A 19265-nucleotide genomic window follows, 5' to 3' on the forward strand; every position below is an offset into this window, starting at 1 on the left:
ATCTCCCAAACATCAAAACGGGTTTATCTATTTGTTTTTAGACCGTTTATCCTAAAATATTCCATGAATTTGAATAATGATATTCCGATCTCGGAAAGCAATATTCCCCTGGCATGATGAAGGGCTCAGCGGCCGAACAGTCCGCCAAGCCTCTCACCCTTACGGGTATCAACAGGTTGGCTTGAAAAAAGCGGCATCGAATTATGTATGAAGAAATACAACTCCACACACAAAAAGTTGATCAGCCCCGCTTGAGCGATCAGATTTGAGAGGCCGCTCTGATGCAACAGCAGCCAACACAATGAAACACCATGAGCCAATTGGATTTAAACAATTGAAATAAATAACAATAATATTTAAAAACATGTCAAAAGATGGTTTAGCTATCATCACTTGAACATGGTTAACAGAGTCTTATAATTAATGATAAGTAACTCTTATCAATATTAATGAATTTGAGAGCAATGACTGTGGTTCGGCTTGGCATTCCATTCACGCGAGAGAGCGAAATCAGGGTAAAAGTCATACAGGCTGTTCAACGCGCGTTCCTGCTGCTGGATTGCCTGAGATCCTGGTACCGACAAAAAACACCGTCACAGACATCATGAAGCAGTCACACCAATTGTCATGATCCAATATTTCTTTGCCCGCAACACCGGACATTCGCAGAGAAGGACACGAATTTGAAATGATAATACAAGGGCTTGCCTATGGAATCCGTACAAATATTCATAGGAACATACTGACAACAAGATAGCTGGCCATCCCATACAGCGAAACGAGGCTGACACTCATGAATATACCTCGTGCTCCATCCTTGCCAGTCAGATAGGAAAAAGTGTGACCCACACGGCCGACTGCAAACCCCACAATCCAGACTTGAGCTGCGATCGTGACGGGCGAAACAATACTGATCAAAAAAGCGAGGGATACGAAGTGAACGATATTCTCAGTCGCATTGCCATGTGCATTGTGGCGCCGCTGGAGCTCCCGTACACCTTCTTGGGAAACATCACTCAGACTGTTCTTGCTCGCAGCCCACTCTTCTGGCGTTGCATGCATATTGTATTTGAGGCGCGTCAGTTCGGTACTGGTCATCAGCCATGTGTGATTTATCAGCAGCAACACCGCACTCAGTATCAAAGCCATGATAATTGAAGGAGTTGGCAAGGCAATGACAATTGCATCAACCCCAAACAGCAGGAAGTTTACCAGCAGACTGACAAGGACCAAGGCAAATGGATAGCCAAGAATAATTCTGGCAAATTTCTTCTTTCGTTCTTGGTCTGGAGACATCTGCAATCCAATTTCATAGAAAAACCTCCTTCAAAAATAGGGCGGAGGATATCGGCTTACAAGAGGCCAGCCGCTCACCCGCCCGGGGTCTTGGCATCGGCTCTTGTGTTGGCAAACAATGTCTCAACAATCGAGTACCCTTCAAAGATCAAAACCCTGACAAACGGATTGCCTCTATTCAAGAACGCCATTGGCAACAGGACAAGCCGCAGACCGGGTTTCAGACCCTGATCTGCGGCCAATATCATACACTGTCGCTCTTGCAACAGGTCCGGGTCCTAATCCGTCGAGACGTGGGACACATCCTTGTCGGGAGAGTAGATATCAAGAATATTCCAATGTCCCGTGGTAGGGGTGGGATTGTTGATCATGGAAACATCAATCACGGTTGGCTTGCCACTGGCTATTGCCTTTCTCAAGGTTGGCAACAATTCAGCGGCAGACGAGATACGAATACCGACCGCACCATAAGCATTGGCGATATCGGCATAGTTCGGCGTAAGCTCGGCATCTCCATTCTTGCCATCAAACAATGTTCCATAGGTCTTGCCATAATGGGCCTTTTGCAACCCGGCAATTGTACCAAATGCATTATTGTTCATGACGAGCCAGACAATACCCAAATCCTGTTCGACTGCCGTTGCCAGCATGGCCGGGTTCTGCCCGAATCCACCATCACCCACCAACGAAAGCACCACACGATCAGGCGCAGCAATCTTGGCCCCAATCGCACCGGGAGGGCCAAAGCCCATCGTCGCAAAACCGCCCGGCGTCAAGATGCTGCCCGGCGTCAGAATGTCAAATTGCTGACCCACACCATTTTTGTTCCAGCCGACATCCGTCGTTATGATGGCATCATCTGGCAAGGCGGATCGGGTATCAGACAAAATCCGCTCCGGCATCATCGGAAAGGCATCGCTCGCTGCCATCTCTGCATTGCCAGCTTTGAATTCTTTTCGGAATGCACCAATCTTTTCTTTCAGTGTCGGTCTGTCAAAACCATTGGGAAAGAGCTTTTTGGCAACACGCAGCAGGACCCGCAAAGCTGCTTTGGCATCCGCAACAACTCCGATCTCCGTCGGATAATTCCGTCCGATTTCGGATGGCTCGATATCGATATGAATAACCTTCGAGCCTGGAATATTGAAGGTATAACCCGGATACCAGGATGAACAGTCCGCTTCCTTGAACCGTGTTCCGATGGCCATGATGATATCTGCATTGAGACATGACTTGTTGACGAGCTCCGTTCCCCAGAAGCCGGTCATGCCCAAAACCAACGGATGCGCATCGCTCAAGGCTCCCTTGCCCATCAAGCTATGCGCCACCGGAATTTGCATATGATCAACAAAGGCCTCCAGCTCGTCCGACGCCTCAGCCAGCAAGATACCTCCCCCTACATACAGAACCGGGTCTTTGGCGTCAGCCAGTGTCGTCAAGATGCGCTCTGCTGTCTCGTCATCAATCGATGGCTTGACCAATGACTTGGTGTGATCGCGCAGTCGATCAAATGTTGCGCTGTCTATGACCTCGCTGAATATATCCATCGGAACATTGACCAATACCGGTCCGGGCTGACCGCTTTCAGCCAGATGAAACGCCTTTTCAAGGATTTCCGCCATGAGATCGGCCCGATCCACGCGCCAGGCACGCTTCACAAAGGGTCGGTAGATCTCATATTGCGCGGCATCCGCATGCAGATTGACCTCCTGGTGGGGGTGCTTCCCATAATAATGGGTAGGAATATCCCCTGCGATGACCACCATAGGCGTACAATCAAGCGCGGCGTTGGCTACCCCGGTTGCACAATTGGTCAGACCGGGTGACAAATGAGACAGAACAACAGACGCTCGCCCGGTTACACGCGCATAAGCATCGGCAGCATGGCTGGCTATCTGCTCATGACGGACATTGACAAAATCAATGGCGCTTTCTTCCAGGGCCGACAGCACCGCAATATTGGTATGGCCACATAGACCAAAAATATGCTTGATATCCCGCCGCTCCAGATAGTCGACCAGATGTTCGGCAACTGTTTTTCTTGCTGGATCAATCGTCATCACTCACAAGACCTCCCCGTTATAAAACTCACCGAAAAGCTCTTCTTCCGAAGGTCTGTCTTCTGCAATTGGACGGCTGACCCAGGTATAATTCAGCATATGCTTCAGCGTGACATTCTCGTTGGTGATGTTGCCACCCCAAATTCCGCATCCCAATGAGCTTGTCATCGGCATACCATTGGTCCAGGCACCGGCATTGGCCTTGGATTGCGGCTGTCTCACCATCATGCGGCTTACAGGTGCGACACGCGCAAGAGCATCGATATTGTCATCATTGTGGCTATAAATTCCGCAGGAATGACCCTTGCCACCCACAGCATAAATCTGGCGTACAGTCTCAAGAGCATCATCAAAGCCATCAAAGTGATACAATGCCATCACTGTCGTCAGCTTCTCTTTTGAGAATTTGTGCTCCTGCCCTATTTGTCCATGATTATAGACCATGAGAAATTTGCGATCTTCGGGAATGGAGAAACCGGCAACATCAGCTGTTTGTTGCGGTTTGCAGGCAATGGTCGGAAAAGTTCGATTGCCCTTTTCGTCCCACATCGCCTTTTCAAGAAGCGCCTTTTCTTCTTCATTGCAAAGATACCCGCCTTCTGCTTCCAGCGCTTTTACCATGTCATCAAAGATAGACTTCTGAATGATGATATTGCCATCAGCGGAACATCCGGAACCAAAATCGGAAGTTTTTGACATGCGAGTATTGGCAGCAGCAATATCGATATCAGCGGTCTCATCAATCACAATGGATGAGTTGCCAGCCCCGACACCATAGGCCGGTCTGCCGCTTGAATATGCAGCCTGAACCATTGGTTTGCCACCGGTTGCCAGAGTCAGATCGCACACCTGCATGAGATATTGGGTCGACGGAATGGAAGGTTTGGAGATGACCTGAAACAGATCTTCCGGGGCACCGACAGCACGGCAGGCAGCGCGCATGACATCGACCATTTCAGTCGTGGTGCGTGCGGTGCGTGGATGTGGTGAGAAAATAACTGCATTGCCAGCATTGGCTGAAGATACGCCAGTGACCGGTGGTGTCATTGCAGGGTTGGTCATGGGGATCAGAGAAGCAACGACTCCAGCTGGTTTGGCATATTTAACCAGCCCCTTGGCTTCATCCACCTCGACAATACCTGTTGACGGGGTCCGCAGAACGTCCCGCAAGACCATATGGATCTTGAACCGTTTTGCAGGGCGCCCTTCTCGATCTCCAATCCCGCTTTCATCGACACCCAGTTGTGCCAGACGGGTGAATGTCTCTTCATTGCCTGCATACCAGGCAATTGCCTGACTGAGACGATCGCGTTGTTCCTGGCTATAATTCTCAACTTCAGCCATGGCTGAACGCGCCCGGGCCAATAACTGGTCAACCAGATCACGTTCCTCCGAGGTGATTTCGCGGGCCATCAGATAAATCCTTTCAAGAGATATTGCAGCGGTTAGACATCAGCCGCTGGCAAAAGAGTTTGTTTGGCCGTTTCCAGACAGCGCCGCGCATGGCCTTCATAACCAAGCTTCTGTACACGCGCCAGATTTGGCAATTCGATGGAAAATGTTACCGGGGGCAAGTGCTTCAATATGGCGGAGAAATCGATACGCCCTTCTCCTGGATAGAGCCGTGCACCGCGTGCGATTTCGATCATGCCATTGTTCGAAGTGGGAATTTCCGAAGGCACGTCAGCAATATGCAGAAAGTGGAACCAATCCTTTGGCAGGCTATCAATCTCATTGAGATTCAGCCCCGAAAATTCCGAATAGATTGTGTCAATGAGGATGCCACCATTGGGGCGCCCTGCTGCGCGCACGATATCTGCTGCCGCATGCAGGGTTTTCAAGGTAGAAAATGTCGGAAATTCCAGATCGACCGTCAGTCCATAATCATAAGCGATGTCGCATAGAGCACCATATTGATCGACAATGTAGGTGCGTTCCGCTGGCTCGGACAACCAGACAGATGTGATCATCCTGGTCGCTCCCATTTCCGCCGCAAGCGAAATCGCCACTTCATTGGCATACGGATCCATTCCTTCGACAATGCGAATGAGCTCCAGTTCCCCAACTCTGATACCGGTATTCTTCAGCGCTTCCTTGGTTGCTTGCACGAGAGAAACATCGTGAGCTTCGCAGGAAAACTCTCCCGGCACATGCATGGGAATGAAGCGCGGACTGACAGCATCATATCCGCAGCGTGCTGCGATATAGACCAGTTCCGGCGCGGAACATCCAATCAAGGTCAGGTGTGCCAATGAAAATGACGACATTCACGATCACTCTTTCAGGTTCATGAAAGAGTCAGAAAACATCTGCTGACTCTAAAAATATATCAAAATAACAATAATATCTGATATTTTTATAATCAACATATTTTATCTAAAAAATCATAATATCTTCAATCAAGCGCGATAAAACCGGACGACCCTGTAGATCCTTATCCCGGCTCCAACTGGTATTGTTCTTTGAAGTCAGCCTGTTAGACATCTGCCAATTCGCATGACAGATCACACAATCCGATTGAATTGACCGTCGACAAAATTCAGGACACTGGGGGGAAAACTCAAAAACAAAGGCATGGAACCACATGCAGACAACAAAAAGGGCGAAGGGATTTCTCCCCTCGCCCATCGGCAAATTTCAAATTCCAGCTCTATGACTAATTCATGTATGGGATTTATTACAAGCTTACCCAGCTTCCTCCGGTTTCGTGAGATTCAACAGCAGCATCAATGAACCGAACACCCTTGCTTCCATCCTGAACAAGAGGAAGATCCAACCAGGATTGTGGAGGTGTGAGGCCATCGCGTCTTGCAGCCACCGCCATGGCAAACTCCGTATACAGATTGCCCCATGCCTCAATGAGCCCTTCAGGGAAACCCCGTCCTGTTCTGACCAGCCGCTGAACCTTTGGCAGAACGCCATGACCATGACCTCGGGAGATCACCTGATCGGGCCGCCCATAGATATTGACCTTCAGATATTCGGAATGCTCCAGATCCCATTCAACACCACCTTTGCTTCCAAAAATCCGGACCCGCAATCCTCCACGATTTCCGGACGCAATACGAGTGGCCATTAACGTGCCCGGCACATCACCTTCATATCTGGTCATCATGAAAACCGTATCTTCCAACTGCTTGGGCGCACCACAAACATGCATTTCAGACCGTAGATGCGTCATATCCAAGCCAGAAACAAAGCTCGCCAGATGCGCAGCATGGGTACCAATATCACCAGTACAACTGGTCTTGCCCGATTTGGCAGGGTCCAATCGCCATTTCACATGCTCGGCCTTCATCACATCTTCGGGTATCATCCAATCCTGCATGAATTCGACATGAATCTGGCAAACATCGCCAATCTCCCCACTCAGCACAATTTCTCTTGCCTGCCTGACCATGGCAAAAGCCGACATCACGTAGGAAACACCGAAGACCAAACCCGTTTGACTTGTTTCTTGCTCCAACTCCTGTGCCTGGGCGCAATCATTGGTCAAAGGCTTGTCACACAAAACATCAATATCATTTTTCAGGAAAGCCTTCGCAGCATCAAAATGAACATGGTTGGGTGTTGTAATCATCACAGCATCGACACCATCTGGTCTTCGTGACTCCACCCGAGCCATTTCTTCAAACGAGCCATAACACCGATCATTTGGCAGAAACCATTCTGCTCCCCTGGCACGAGCTTTGGAACGGCTTGAAGACAAAGCCCCGGCGGCGATATCCCAATGATTGCTCATTCGGGCTGCCATTGCCTGAGTTGCAGCGATACGCCCCCCTCCGACAATGCCCAACCGCAAGCGCCGGGACAATTGCGGAAAATCATCTTGAAAAGAGAAGTCGACGGGTAGAATTTTGGTCATGGGAAACTCCAAAGATTATTCAAGCCTGAAAATTGACGAACGGCTGAGGCTGTCCAGGGCGTAAACTCACACAGCTTTTTCGGGCAGAATTTCAAAAGCCATAAAAATACCGGGTGTGATTGTTTCAAACTGATGCCAGGGATAATTGCCAAACTCATCATACATCGGCCGGTGGGTTGTCCCCGGGGCCATCAGCTCCTCCATATAGAGTGTGCTGACATCCCTCTCTCGGCATTGCTGCATCTTCCCAAACCCGACAATCTGGGTGTGGACTTCGCGAAAACCCGGCACTTCGCAAAACGGATGGTCTTTGTGCAAACCCACTTTCAATGGTACCGATCCGGCGTGATACATACTCAGCCGTATTTGTCCCAAATCCTCTTTGGGTGACATATAATGAGCAACACCTTTGAGGCGCTCCTCGCCCCGCACGTCATAGGCGGACGGCCACACCTTCCTAACCTTCTCAAACAATTGCTGTTCATCAGGATAATCGGCAAAACGCTCTATGATCACCGCATGATCCAGATCTTCAACAACCACATTTGTGACAACAACTGATTGTAAGGACTGAAGTGTCTGATCCCTGATATGCATCGGTTTTTCAGACAGATTGACCAGAATTGATTTTTCACCGACCTCATAGTCAGTTTCATTCGTAATATAGCGAACGGAGAAAAAAGGGTCGGCAAATGCCAGGACTTTTATTGTCATCAAACAAATCCTTTGAAGGGCCTATTGGCCAGCATCTTCACTGATCGGAAAATTGGCAGGAAGAATATCAGGGCGATCACATGTGCTCTGGAGCATCCAATATTGACCATCATTCTGGGACGCCAGAATTCCATGCATCGCCTCGAAAACATGATGAGCCATAGCACCACTGGCCCGCAAAGGGCGCCTGTCGCGCACAGCATAGGCAAGATCAACCAACCCCAGACCACGTGAATCCTCATTATGGTCATGATGATTGTCTGCGATCTGCCAGTCATCAAGCCCTTCAACACGAGGCTTGTAGGTCCAACGCGATGTTTCTCTGGTGCGGTACCATACCGGACCCTGAAACAGGTTGGCCCCATGCACCGGATCAGGGTCAGGAATACAAATTGTCCCCTTCTCTCCATATATTTCAAGGCGAGGCGTTTCTGAATCCCATACATCGAAACTCATGGTGATCGACCCGATGGCACCTGAGGAAAATTCCAACATCCCTTGAACATGGGTATCCACCTCCACATTCATGATCTCTCCATGACGTGGCTGAGACTCGATCATGCGCTCATCGAAAGTTCGACGTGACAGGCCGCATACCCGGCGAAGAGGGCCGAGCAAAAATACCATGACGGTCAAATAATAGGGTCCCAGATCCAATAAGGGTCCACCGCCAGCGCGGTAGTAGAAATCAGGGTTGGGGTGATGACGCTCGACGCCATGCGTACCCACAAAGGAAGACAAGCCAGTCGGCCTTCCGATCACACCTTCATCAATCAGGCGCCTTACGGTTTGCCAGCGCCCACCAAGAAACGTATCAGGCGCATTGCCGACATACAGCCCTGTTTCCTCGGCAAGTTTGAGGATCTTCCTGCCATCCTCAAGGGTCGTCACAAACGGCTTCTCGGAGTAGACATGTTTACCAGCTGCAAGCGCCTTGAGACTGATCTCTGCATGCACTGCAGGAATTGTCAGATTGAGAATGCAATCAATATCGGGATCATCAATGATCTCATCCGGAGAACAGGCCTTGGAAATACCATATTTGGCCGCCTTTGCTTGCGACTCCTCAATATTGAGGCTGCCACAGGCCACGATTTCCAAAACATCAAATTTCTGGCAGGTTTGAATATAGATGTCACTGATGACACCACATCCAATCAGCCCCACGCGAAGCGTTGACATCATAATTACCTTCGTTACATCCGGGATCACGCCGCCCGGATGTCGTTTCTATTCTTCTGGTTGATATTCAGGTAGGAATTTGGGAGGCATGGGGCCTTTGTTGCGCCCGCCCTGCTGCATCTGCTCCCAGGCGTGGGCCAGAATTCCGACAGAGCGGGAAAGACAAAAAACACCGCGCGCCAAAGGTGGAGGGAACCCCAGTTCACAGAAGATAACCGCTGTGGCTCCATCGATATTCATCGCCAGCGGACGCCCTCCCCTGTCACGCGCCAACTGATCCTGAATGGTTTCGCCAATATCGGCAAATTGCCCGGTGACAAATCCATCTTTGGCTGCACTACGCACCAAAGCCATCAAACGCGGCGCTCTGGGATCGACGGGTTTATGAAACCGATGGCCAAATCCGCTGACAATTTTGCCGCGCTCTTCTCGCCATCTGGCCAACCCCAGATTGACGGCGTCTTCACGTGTCTTGCCATTCTCGATATGCTCAGAGACCCAATAATAGAGCTCTGCACATTGCTCGCCAGCACCACCATGCACATCACCAAGCATATTCAGGGATGTCGCCATGACATTGTTAAGCCCAAGCCCGCAAGTGGCAGCCATTCGTGAAGCAGCTATCGAAGGGGCTTGTGGTCCATGGTCCACCGCCGAAACCAAGGCGGCTTCCAGCAATTTTGCCTGGCCTTCCGACGGCATCTCTCCGATGACCATGAACCAGATCATTTGGGGGAATGACACTGTCCCGATCAGCTCTTCAATAGGTTTGCCTCGAAAAGAAATTCTGCCAGGCGACATATCGATGATCGAGGTTCGCCACCAATGTTCGATGGCTTGTTTATCCTGTCTGTCTTGCATGGCGACAATCACCTTTTTGGTTGCATCTATGATACGGAATTATCAAACACTCGCAGACATGGCTCATATTGTGCAGGATGGCCTGTCAGAATTTCGAAGGACCGCATGGCCTGACCAATTGCCATGCCCACACCGGACATGGTGGCGCAGCCAGCCCTTTGCGCATCTATCAGAAACTGGGTTTGTTGCGGAAAATAGACAATATCTGACGCCCAAATCCTGTCATGCCAATGTCTGGACGGCACAACACTTCCCGGATAGGAAGACATCCCAACCGGTGTTGCATTGATGATCCCGTCATGGTTTTCACAAAGCGCTTCATCCAGATCGCTATATATCCGAACCACAAGATCCGGATGACATTGTCTCAACCTGGTTTTGAGCGAAATCAGATTTTCCGCCTTGCTATCAAAAATATTCAGGGTACGAACGCCCAGATCCACAAGCGCGAAGGCCACTGCCGAACCTGCCCCTCCTGCTCCCACAAGCAGAACGCTCTCCCGCTCAACCTCACCAAACTGAGCCTGAAAAGCACTTTTGAACCCCAGCCCATCACTATTGTGACCAATTCGACGTCCTTCAGAAAATCGAACAATATTGACAGAGCCGATCTGACGAGCTTCTTCAGCCATGTCATCAATATGCTTGATGACCTCGGTTTTGAACGGGTGAGTCACATTCACGCCGATATATCCCTGCTCTTCCAGATTTGTCAGACAATGGGCAAGGTCATCCCTGGTGTGCGAGATCAGGGAAAGATCCAGCAAATCATATCGATAATCCAGCTGATGGGCTCTTCCCATGACTTCATGCATATCAGGGCTGCGTGAGAGCTGAATATCACGGCCAATCAGGGCCGCTTTCAAGTGGCCTGATTGGCGAACCGAATGGTTCGATGTCATAGACATGCCCGTCAGCCTATCCCGCATATCCGAACAGTCGTGGTAGCCAAAGCACCAGATCCGGGATCAGAATCAAGGTGGCCAATGCCCCGATCAAAACCAACGTGAAGATCCAGGACTCACGGATGATCTCACCGAGGGGAATATCCGTCACGGCATTGATCACAAACAGCAGAATCCCATATGGCGGCGTAATCAGTCCGATCATGCAATTGACGACCGCAATGACACCGAAATGCACGAGATCAATACCAAGCTCACGACAACTGGGAATGAACAATGGCAAAATGACGAGAATGATTGTGGTTGCATCCAGAATGGCCCCGAGCAAGAGCAACAGGATATTGACGCCAAGCAGAAAAATCAGAGGATGCACATCCAACCCGACCAGGCTGCTGGCAAGCTGATTGGGAATATTCTCCGACGCGACGATATAATTGAGGATCAAGGCGCCGCCAATGACCAATCCAACAGCCGCCGAGGACCGCGCCGAGCTGACCAGAATCTCGTAAAGACGATGCAGCTTCAACGCGCGATAGAAAAATGCAGCCAATATCAGCGCATAAGCAGCGGCAACAGCTGCGGCTTCCGTCGGCGTCGTAACACCACCATATATCCCGTAGAGCAAAATGGCAGGCATCAGCAGTGCCGGAAAGGCCTCGACCGTCAATGCAGGCAATTCACGAACCGGAACAGGATCTTCCAGCGGAAAGTTACGCACCTTCGCCAGATAGCTGTTCAAAGCCATCAAGACACATCCCATGACAAGACCGGGAACAATACCGCCGAGGAACAGATAGCCAATGGACTGATCCGAAATCAAAGCATAAAGCACCATGGGAATGGAAGGTGGTATGATGGGTCCGATCGTGGCGGACGCCGCGGTTATGGCCGCTGCATATCCGGGAGGATAGCGTCCCTCCTTGCGCATCATATCAATGATGATCTTGCCAATACCCGCAGCATCTGCGACGGCCGAGCCGGACATGCCTGAAAAAATCAGAGAAGCAACGACATTGACATGTCCAAGTCCGCCACGAAATCGGCCGACACATGCGACACAGAAATTGAGCAATCGATCTGAAATCGTACCGGCATTCATTATGTTGGCGGCCACAATGAAAAGCGGGACCGCAAGCAGAACAAAACTTTGATAGACGCCAAACAGAATCTGTTCTCCTGCCAGGGCGATATCCTGCCCGGCAATTGCCAAATAGACTATTGACGCAAGGATGATGGAATAAGCAACCGGTGTACCAATTCCGGCAAGCAGGAGCATGGTGAAAAGGCAGGCCGCAAATTGAATACTCATGTGTCACCCACCTCATGTTTGTGCCAGTCTTCCGGTGCACCCTTTCGCAGGATCAGAACAAACCGATAGGCATAGACCGCGATTGTCGCGACCAAAAACACGGCATAAATCGAGAAGATTGTGCGCATGGGAATGCGAAGCGTCGCACTTTTCTTGATTTTCAAAAAATCGATATAGTCCCATGTCGGAGCCAGAGAATAAGCCAGACCGACAACAATGGCAGCAGCGCCACAAAGGGCAAAGATCTGTCGTGTTCGCTTGCCGACCGCATGATAGAGCACATCGAATGTAACATGTTCATCATGGCGAACGACAAACGCATTGCCCCAGAATATCATCCATAGCCAAAGCGTCAGACACAGCTCCAGTGTCCAGCCAAACGGCTCGGCCAAAACATAGCGTGAAAAAATCTGAAGCAGGAAGGTGAGGAACATAGCGGCCAACATTGCCGCCGCTATGCTCTCCGCTCCTTTGAGGAGCCAATCCTTGAATCTGTTCATTGGTCGGCTCCTCCCCCCACCTAAGTCTTAAAGAGCGTTGATTTTTTCCAGAAGTCCTTTCGGCCAGCTTTTGGCAAACTCGGAATCCACATACATACCTTGTACGCGTTTACGGAAGGATGCCACATCCGGCTCATAAACCTTCAGCCCTTTTTCCTTGAGGAACGAAACAAGGGATTCTTCGAGCGCAAGCTGCTTCTGGCGACCAAATTCCGCTGCCTCATCTGCAGCAGCCTGTGTCTTGGCCTGCTGCTCTGGTGTCATGCTATCCCAAACCTTTTTGGAAATCGCAATATAATTGAGATCCACCAGATGCGAGGTCAGAACGATCTGCTTGGTTACTTCATAGAATTTCTTGTCAACAACCGTTGGCAAGGGATTGTCCTGTCCATCGACAGCACCAGTTTGCAAACCGGTATAAACTTCGGAGAAAGCCATTGGCGTTGGATTGGCACCCAGTGCCTTTCCAAGGAACTGCCATGCTGCGGTCCCTGGCATGCGCAAATTGACACCGGCCAGATCTTCAGGCTTCATGACCTTGTCATCCGTGCGCAAGTTTACCTGCCGGCGACCAAGATACATGACGGTCAAAAGTTTGAGACCGAGCTCATCTTCCACTTTTTTCTTAAACGGGTCCATCAATGGGTCATTGAAAACCGCCACCTGATGCGCAGCATCACGATGAACATATCCGGCTGCAAAAATCGAGAATTCCGGGAAGAATTCAGCAAGCTCCTGCGCCGAAGCAATGGCCATCTCCAAATTGCCCCGGGCAATGGCTTCCAATTCGGTGCCTTGCTTGAACAATGAGGAATTCCAATGAGGTTCAAAGTTAGCAAAGTCAGACACACCCGGACCGAATTTTTCGATCAGAGCGATTGCCCGGGTGCCGGTTGCTGAACCCGATGAAGCCAGACGAAGCTTGATCTTGTCTGCTGCAATTGCACTTGTCGCCAGACTTCCGACAAGCGCAACCGTTGCCAGTGCGGACATCATTTTGCGACGTGTAAACTTGATTGTCATATATTTTCCTCCCTTGGATGTCAGATTTCAGTTTTGCTCCACCCAACTGAAATTACGATTTTCTCTTGATAGCACAGTGAATTTAAAATTCATAGATATTTTAAAAAATATCTGATATTTATCGTTATGTCTGTTTTTCATGCAGATAGACAGGCCTGTTCTGCAACGCTGACAGCTTGATGGATTCAACAGCACGCAAGGATTCAACGGCATCTTGCGCAGAGACGATTGGCTCTGCTTCCTTGCGGATCACGTCAATGAAATGCTTCATCTGCAATAACAATGGATCCCTCTTGGGTTCACTGACAGATTTGGCATGGATCGGCTCTTTCCAATGGCCGTGCTCACCGTGAGACCAGACTTTCATGTCCGGAATCGACAGGGATGCTCTGGTGCCCCCAATCATGTAACAGCTCTGAGATGTTGCCGGATATTCCGGGTTTTCACTGGCAGTCAGCTCCCAGCTCCAGGGGGCGACAATGGTGTCTGAAAGATTGAATGAACAAAGCGCGCCCGATTTGAAAGCAATCATGGCAACAGCGGTATCTTCCGTTTCGAAACCACGCTCCTTGTTGGAGGAGATGGCCTGTACCATTTCGATTTCTCCACAAAGATATCGAAGCAGATCAATGTCATGTATCAAATTGACCATGATCGGACCACCACCATCCTTGCGACGCCATTCCTGTTCAAAATAATCTTCAGGCTTATAGAGCCAAAAGGATCCATGAACTGAGGTAACCCGGCCAAGTCCCCCGCTTTTGATCATCTCTTTTGCCCTGCATATCCAGGGATTATGTCGCCTGTGGTGGCCAACCAGAACAGGAACATCATTGTCTGCAGCCGCTTTTACCAGCTCCTCTGCAGCAGAACAGGATGTCGCGATCGGCTTTTCAACCAGGATCGGAATCCCGGCATTCACACACTCTACGCCATTTACCACATGAACCTGATTGGGCGTCGCCAGCACGGCTCCATCGGGCGAGCTTGCCAGGATCATATCGCCGATTGACGGATACCAGGGAATATGTCTGGACTTTGCAAAATCTTGCCCCGCCTCTGACGGGTCAACGATACTGTCGATGATGATATCGTCATCAAGCTTGCGCATCACATCAAAGTGCCGCCGACCAATCAGCCCCGCCCCGACAAGGGCGATCTTTTTCTTGGCTCTCATAGCAGAACACTCGCCATGCGGCGCAGTGCCAGCTCATAACCATCCGTTCCAAATCCAGCCATCACACCATCTGCACGCAACGAGACAAAGGATTTGTGACGAAATGCCTGACGCTTGTGAATGTTGGAAACATGCACTTCAAGCACTGTTCCAATGAAGGCGTTCAACGCATCCAGTATGGCAACCGATGTATGAGAATATCCACCCGGATTGATGATGATACCATGGGCATAGGTTCGCGCCTCATGGATCAGCTCAATCATTGCCCCCTCATAATTGGTTTGTTCAAAGCGTACAGTCAGACCCAAATCATCCGCCAAAACCCGGCAGCGCTGTTCCACGTCATCCAGGGTTACTTCGCCATAGACATCTTTTTGCCGCTCTCCGAGCAAATTCAGATTTGGTCCGTTCAAAAATAAAATTCTTTTTTCCATCGAGACAATCCTTGTTTCAGCCAATCTACACAATGAACCCAGCTTCGTCGGTTTGATCGCCTAGGCTGAACAGATCACCGGTTCGAGAGCATTGCTGCATCTTCATCACAGAGATTATAAGTCTTGTCCGATTTCGTCAATAATATATGATATTTTTATTATTATCTGATTTTTACTCCTGTTTATAAAATTGCAAAAATTTATTATTTTGCTGACATTTTTCATTTGCTCCGCTATTTTCGACCAATGCAAAACACAGCCCATACAGTAGGTCTCAGCACCTATGCCACCATTCGCGAAGACATCATCTTCGGTCGTCTTGAGCCTGATTTGAAGCTCAAGCTCGATCAGATGAAAAACCGCTACAAGGCAAGTATCTCCACCGTCAGAGAAAGTTTGAACCGTCTTGCAAGCGAGGGCTTTGTTGTGGCTGAGGAGCAGCGCGGCTTCTTTGTGGCGCCCGTATCGCGAGGTGATTTGGAAGAAATTGCAGCGCTTCGTGTATTGCTGGAATGCAGCGCCCTGGAGCAATCCATCGACAATGGCGATACCGAATGGGAAGGCAATGTTGCAGCCGCTCATCACAAGCTGCATCGTATGGAACAAAAAATGCTTTCCGGCGATGAAACGCAAAAAGAGCTATGGAAACGCTACGACTGGGAATTCCATCAAGCTCTTATTTTCGCCTGCGGCTCAAAGAATCTCTTGTCATTGCATCGCACTGTTTTCGACAAATATCTTCGGTATCAGATGCAGGTTCTGACCTTTCGCGGCGCACCTGCGGCCGAAGAACATCGCCTGCTTTTTGAAGCTGCACTCGACCGCGACAAGAAAACGGCGGTCAAAATACTCAAACAGCATGTCATCAGCTGCCTCAACCAAACATATAGCGAACTCATCACCGGCTAACCTACCATGTCAAGATCAGAGCGTATCGGCCATCTCGGTTGAGATGTCGAGCAATTGCATCTTGTCTTTGAGCGGCATGTCGGGATTTTCCTTGCGCGCCAATATGGCTTTGGCGGCACGCAGGCCGATTTCATAGCGGGGAACATGCGTGGTTGCCAAACGGGTCGGCAGGCCATCCAGCATGTCGAGCCCATTGAAACCCGCCAGGGCAATATCGTCGGGTATGCTCAGACCACTTGTCATGCAATGCATCAGCCCGCCGACAGCCAGAAGATCGCTGGAATAATATAGACAATCAAGATCGGGGCTGCGCTCCATCAGCGTCACGGTCATATCCCTGCCCTTGGCAATGGAAGAGCGCGCATCATAATAAATCTCATCCGATAGTTGCATGTCGTTTTGCGCCAGTTCGGACTTGAACCCTTCCAACCGTTTCTGAGCACGGAAATCCAACGGCATCTGCGTGCCAACAAAGCCGATTTTGCGATAGCCCCGTTCCATGATCAGACGTGCCATATCCTGCCCGGCCTGCCGATGAGAGATGCCGATACACATATCGATAGGATCTCCATCACAATCCATGATCTCGATGATCGGGATATTGGCCGCTTCCAGCATCTTTTGCGCGGCCTCGGTATGATGAAGACCAGCCAGAATGATCCCTTGCGGTTGCCAGGACAGCATATCATTGATCACCCGCTCTTCCTGCTCCAGATCATAGTTGGAGACCCCAAAGACAGGCTGGAGTTCCGATTCCGCCAATGCATCCGAGATGCCGGTCAAAACTTCCGGGAATACATAGTTTCGAATGGATGGCACAATGACAGCCACAAGATTGACCGAACGGGATGCCAACCCACCTGCGATACGATTGGGTACATAGCCAAGCTCACGGGCAGCGGTTTTCACTTTCTCTTTCGTGCGATCAGACACATCACCAACACCGCGCAAAACACGTGAGGCAGTCATTTCACTGACCCCTGCCAGTTGGGCGACATTTTTCAAAGTTGGCTTCTGGCCCATCTCATTCTCTTCAAAGCAGCAGATTAACTGGATTTGTATCCTATATCAGGTGATGCGCATCCTAGGCCAGAAACAATCGGCAGGAGAAGTGAATTTTCTTATCAGAAACAGTCTTGCAAAAATCAGCATTTCTCTATATGTTAGCGCTAACATTTTCCCACATGCTGGGGTACAGGACCATGAACAGACCTTTGCAAGACCAAATCAGGCGCGTAACAGATCGCATCCGCGAGCGCAGCCGCAACAGCCGGGCCGCCTATCTCGCCAAGGTCGAGCGAGCGATTGAACAGGGGCCTGGCCGAGCGCATATGACTTGCGGTAACTTGGCTCACGCCTTTGCTGCTGCCCCTGTCGCAGACAAGACAAGACTGGCGGAGGCCCGCACGCCCAATCTTGGTATTGTCACCGCTTATAATGACATGCTCTCTGCCCACCAGCCTTATGAGCGCTATCCGGACCTTATTCGCGAGGCTGCTCGCGAAATGGGGGCAACCGCCCAGGTCGCTGGTGGTGTGCCGGCCATGTGCGATGGCGTCACGCAAGGGCAAGACGGTATGGATCTTTCGCTTTTCTCGCGCGATCTGATTGCCATGGCGTCCGGCATTGCCCTGTCTCATAATGTTTATGACAGCGCGGTTTTTCTTGGTGTTTGTGACAAGATCGTACCAGGACTGGTCATTGCTGCGGCGACCTTTGGTCACCTCCCTGCGGTCTTTGTACCAGCCGGTCCCATGACATCCGGCCTTCCCAATGATGAAAAGGCCCGCGTGCGTCAGGAATTTGCCAAAGGTCTCGTTGGACGTGAAGAGCTGCTGAAATCAGAGATGGCGTCCTATCACGGACCGGGTACCTGTACCTTCTATGGCACCGCCAATTCCAATCAGATGCTGATGGAGTTCATGGGTTTGCAACTCCCCGGTGCATCCTTCGTCAATCCTGGCGATGATATGCGTGATATCCTGACCAAGGCGGCTGCAAAGCGCGCTTTGGAAATCACCTCTCTTGGCAATGATTTCCGCCCGACTGCCCATATTCTGGATGAGCGGGCCATCGTCAATGGCATGGTCGGCCTGAATGCAACCGGTGGCTCCACCAATCTTCTGATCCATCTGCTGGCAATGGCGAAAGCTGCTGGCATTCTGATTGATTGGGAAGACTTTGCCGACATATCCGAAATCACTCCACTCCTTGCACGGGTTTATCCCAATGGTCTGGCAGATGTGAACCATTTCCATGCTGCCGGCGGGTTGGGTCTTGTGGTGAGCGAGCTCTTGAAAGGTGGTCTCTTGCATGAAGATGCAAGAACCATCGCCGGAGACGGCATGGAGCTATATACCCGTGAGCCAAAGGTGAGTGGTGACAAGGATGTGACCTGGATTGCGGGCGCGGGCATTTCGCTTGATGATCGCATCATCAGCACGTTCGACAAGCCGTTTCAGGATACCGGTGGCTTGAAGCGCCTTGCCGGCAATCTCGGTGCAGCAGTGATGAAAGTCTCCGCAGTTGCCCCAGAGCGCCATCTGATTGAAGCGCCTGTCCAGATCTTTACCAACCAACCCGATGTCAGAACGGCCTTTCAGACAGGTGAGTTGGACCGGGATGTTGTGGTGGTGGTCCGCTATCAGGGGCCGAAAGCCAACGGCATGCCCGAACTACACAATCTCACGCCCATCCTGGCTGTCCTTCAGGACCGTGGCTACAAGGTCGCTCTGGTTACCGATGGCCGTATGTCTGGTGCATCAGGTAAGGTTCCTACTGCCATTCATGTCAGCCCCGAGGCACTGGACGGTGGTCCAATTGCCAAACTTCAAAATGGTGACATGGTGCGAGTGGATGCCGGGAATGGTAAGCTTGAAATTCTTGATCCAACGGTTCTGGATCGTTCTTTCACAGCGCCAGATCTTTCTGACAGTCACGAAGGCTTGGGACGAGAGATGTTTGCTACCTTCCGCCAGTCCGTTGGTTCCGCCGAGACCGGCGCAACAATTTTTTAGAGAAGTCTGACCC

At 50.5% G+C, this 19265-nt stretch carries 17 protein-coding genes; 2 read left to right on the forward strand and 15 right to left on the reverse strand.

The window, feature by feature from the left end; genetic code table 11:
• Positions 1–729: 729 nt before the first annotated feature.
• From CRO57_RS22535 to CRO57_RS22600, 14 genes are all read right to left on the reverse strand, one after another.
• The gene (locus CRO57_RS22535) at positions 730–1296 is read right to left on the reverse strand and encodes an MAPEG family protein (protein ID WP_097155785.1); all 567 of its coding nucleotides are present in this window, start codon (positions 1294–1296) and stop codon (positions 730–732) included.
• 278 nt (positions 1297–1574) lie between these two features.
• Positions 1575–3356, reverse strand: a complete 1782-nt coding sequence (locus CRO57_RS22540; protein ID WP_097155786.1) for a thiamine pyrophosphate-binding protein — start codon at positions 3354–3356, stop codon at positions 1575–1577.
• A 3-nt stretch (positions 3357–3359) separates the two neighbouring features.
• Positions 3360–4769, reverse strand: coding sequence for an aldehyde dehydrogenase family protein (locus CRO57_RS22545; RefSeq protein ID WP_097155787.1), 1410 nt, complete (start codon positions 4767–4769; stop codon positions 3360–3362).
• Positions 4770–4801: 32 nt separating this feature from the next.
• A complete protein-coding gene (locus tag CRO57_RS22550; protein ID WP_097155788.1) occupies positions 4802–5623 on the reverse strand; it encodes a sugar phosphate isomerase/epimerase family protein in 822 nt (273 codons plus the stop codon).
• Positions 5624–6033: 410 nt separating this feature from the next.
• Positions 6034–7221, reverse strand: coding sequence for a Gfo/Idh/MocA family protein (locus tag CRO57_RS22555; protein ID WP_097155789.1), 1188 nt, complete (start codon positions 7219–7221; stop codon positions 6034–6036).
• 66 nt (positions 7222–7287) lie between these two features.
• Complete coding sequence (locus CRO57_RS22560) at positions 7288–7935, reverse strand: hypothetical protein (RefSeq protein ID WP_097155790.1); 648 nt, start codon at positions 7933–7935, stop codon at positions 7288–7290.
• Between the two features lie 21 nt (positions 7936–7956).
• Positions 7957–9120, reverse strand: a complete 1164-nt coding sequence (locus CRO57_RS22565) for a Gfo/Idh/MocA family protein (RefSeq protein WP_097155791.1) — start codon at positions 9118–9120, stop codon at positions 7957–7959.
• Positions 9121–9165: 45 nt separating this feature from the next.
• Positions 9166–9978, reverse strand: a complete 813-nt coding sequence (locus CRO57_RS22570) for a citryl-CoA lyase (RefSeq protein ID WP_097155792.1) — start codon at positions 9976–9978, stop codon at positions 9166–9168.
• A gap of 26 nt (positions 9979–10004) precedes the next feature.
• A complete protein-coding gene (locus tag CRO57_RS22575) occupies positions 10005–10886 on the reverse strand; it encodes a shikimate dehydrogenase (protein ID WP_170956218.1) in 882 nt (293 codons plus the stop codon).
• Positions 10887–10896: 10 nt separating this feature from the next.
• Complete coding sequence (locus CRO57_RS22580; protein ID WP_097155794.1) at positions 10897–12192, reverse strand: TRAP transporter large permease; 1296 nt, start codon at positions 12190–12192, stop codon at positions 10897–10899.
• Positions 12189–12692, reverse strand: a complete 504-nt coding sequence (locus CRO57_RS22585; RefSeq protein ID WP_097155795.1) for a TRAP transporter small permease — start codon at positions 12690–12692, stop codon at positions 12189–12191. The genes CRO57_RS22580 and CRO57_RS22585 overlap by 4 nt, the downstream gene beginning before the upstream one ends.
• Positions 12693–12719: 27 nt before the next feature.
• Positions 12720–13715: a sialic acid TRAP transporter substrate-binding protein SiaP gene (locus CRO57_RS22590; RefSeq protein WP_097155796.1), complete on the reverse strand. Its 996-nt coding sequence runs from the start codon at positions 13713–13715 to the stop codon at positions 12720–12722.
• Between the two features lie 124 nt (positions 13716–13839).
• Positions 13840–14892, reverse strand: a complete 1053-nt coding sequence (locus CRO57_RS22595) for a Gfo/Idh/MocA family protein (RefSeq protein ID WP_097155797.1) — start codon at positions 14890–14892, stop codon at positions 13840–13842.
• Positions 14889–15326 (reverse strand): type II 3-dehydroquinate dehydratase, encoded by a 438-nt coding sequence (locus CRO57_RS22600; RefSeq protein ID WP_097155798.1) that lies wholly within the window; start codon positions 15324–15326, stop codon positions 14889–14891. The genes CRO57_RS22595 and CRO57_RS22600 overlap by 4 nt, the downstream gene beginning before the upstream one ends.
• Before the next feature lie 246 nt (positions 15327–15572).
• Here CRO57_RS22600 and CRO57_RS22605 point away from each other — a divergent pair, with 246 nt between their 5' ends.
• Positions 15573–16235, forward strand: a complete 663-nt coding sequence (locus tag CRO57_RS22605; RefSeq protein WP_097155853.1) for a GntR family transcriptional regulator — start codon at positions 15573–15575, stop codon at positions 16233–16235.
• A 15-nt stretch (positions 16236–16250) separates the two neighbouring features.
• On the opposite strand, the gene CRO57_RS22610 is transcribed toward CRO57_RS22605, so the two are convergent.
• Positions 16251–17258 (reverse strand): LacI family DNA-binding transcriptional regulator, encoded by a 1008-nt coding sequence (locus tag CRO57_RS22610; RefSeq protein WP_097155799.1) that lies wholly within the window; start codon positions 17256–17258, stop codon positions 16251–16253.
• A gap of 179 nt (positions 17259–17437) precedes the next feature.
• On the opposite strand from CRO57_RS22610, the gene edd reads away from it, so the two are divergent.
• Positions 17438–19252: a phosphogluconate dehydratase gene (gene edd, locus CRO57_RS22615; RefSeq protein ID WP_097155800.1), complete on the forward strand. Its 1815-nt coding sequence runs from the start codon at positions 17438–17440 to the stop codon at positions 19250–19252.
• The last annotated feature ends 13 nt before the right edge of the window (positions 19253–19265 follow it).

The organism is Cohaesibacter gelatinilyticus (genome assembly GCF_900215605.1).
Taxonomy (GTDB): Bacteria; Pseudomonadota; Alphaproteobacteria; order Rhizobiales; family Cohaesibacteraceae; genus Cohaesibacter; species Cohaesibacter gelatinilyticus.

Excerpts from the sequence above, each read along its gene's own strand:
- CRO57_RS22535 (WP_097155785.1), bottom strand. The coding sequence starts at position 1,296 with ATGTCTCCAGACCAAGAACGAAAGAAGAAATTTGCCAGAATTATTCTT.
- CRO57_RS22540 (WP_097155786.1), bottom strand. The coding sequence starts at position 3,356 with ATGACGATTGATCCAGCAAGAAAAACAGTTGCCGAACATCTGGTCGAC.
- CRO57_RS22545 (WP_097155787.1), bottom strand. The coding sequence starts at position 4,769 with ATGGCCCGCGAAATCACCTCGGAGGAACGTGATCTGGTTGACCAGTTA.
- CRO57_RS22550 (WP_097155788.1), bottom strand. The coding sequence starts at position 5,623 with ATGTCGTCATTTTCATTGGCACACCTGACCTTGATTGGATGTTCCGCG.
- CRO57_RS22555 (WP_097155789.1), bottom strand. The coding sequence starts at position 7,221 with ATGACCAAAATTCTACCCGTCGACTTCTCTTTTCAAGATGATTTTCCG.
- CRO57_RS22560 (WP_097155790.1), bottom strand. The coding sequence starts at position 7,935 with ATGACAATAAAAGTCCTGGCATTTGCCGACCCTTTTTTCTCCGTTCGC.
- CRO57_RS22565 (WP_097155791.1), bottom strand. The coding sequence starts at position 9,120 with ATGATGTCAACGCTTCGCGTGGGGCTGATTGGATGTGGTGTCATCAGT.
- CRO57_RS22570 (WP_097155792.1), bottom strand. The coding sequence starts at position 9,978 with ATGCAAGACAGACAGGATAAACAAGCCATCGAACATTGGTGGCGAACC.
- CRO57_RS22575 (WP_170956218.1), bottom strand. The coding sequence starts at position 10,886 with ATGTCTATGACATCGAACCATTCGGTTCGCCAATCAGGCCACTTGAAA.
- CRO57_RS22580 (WP_097155794.1), bottom strand. The coding sequence starts at position 12,192 with ATGAGTATTCAATTTGCGGCCTGCCTTTTCACCATGCTCCTGCTTGCC.
- CRO57_RS22585 (WP_097155795.1), bottom strand. The coding sequence starts at position 12,692 with ATGAACAGATTCAAGGATTGGCTCCTCAAAGGAGCGGAGAGCATAGCG.
- CRO57_RS22590 (WP_097155796.1), bottom strand. The coding sequence starts at position 13,715 with ATGACAATCAAGTTTACACGTCGCAAAATGATGTCCGCACTGGCAACG.
- CRO57_RS22595 (WP_097155797.1), bottom strand. The coding sequence starts at position 14,892 with ATGAGAGCCAAGAAAAAGATCGCCCTTGTCGGGGCGGGGCTGATTGGT.
- CRO57_RS22600 (WP_097155798.1), bottom strand. The coding sequence starts at position 15,326 with ATGGAAAAAAGAATTTTATTTTTGAACGGACCAAATCTGAATTTGCTC.
- CRO57_RS22605 (WP_097155853.1), top strand. The coding sequence starts at position 15,573 with ATGCAAAACACAGCCCATACAGTAGGTCTCAGCACCTATGCCACCATT.
- CRO57_RS22610 (WP_097155799.1), bottom strand. The coding sequence starts at position 17,258 with ATGGGCCAGAAGCCAACTTTGAAAAATGTCGCCCAACTGGCAGGGGTC.
- edd (WP_097155800.1), top strand. The coding sequence starts at position 17,438 with ATGAACAGACCTTTGCAAGACCAAATCAGGCGCGTAACAGATCGCATC.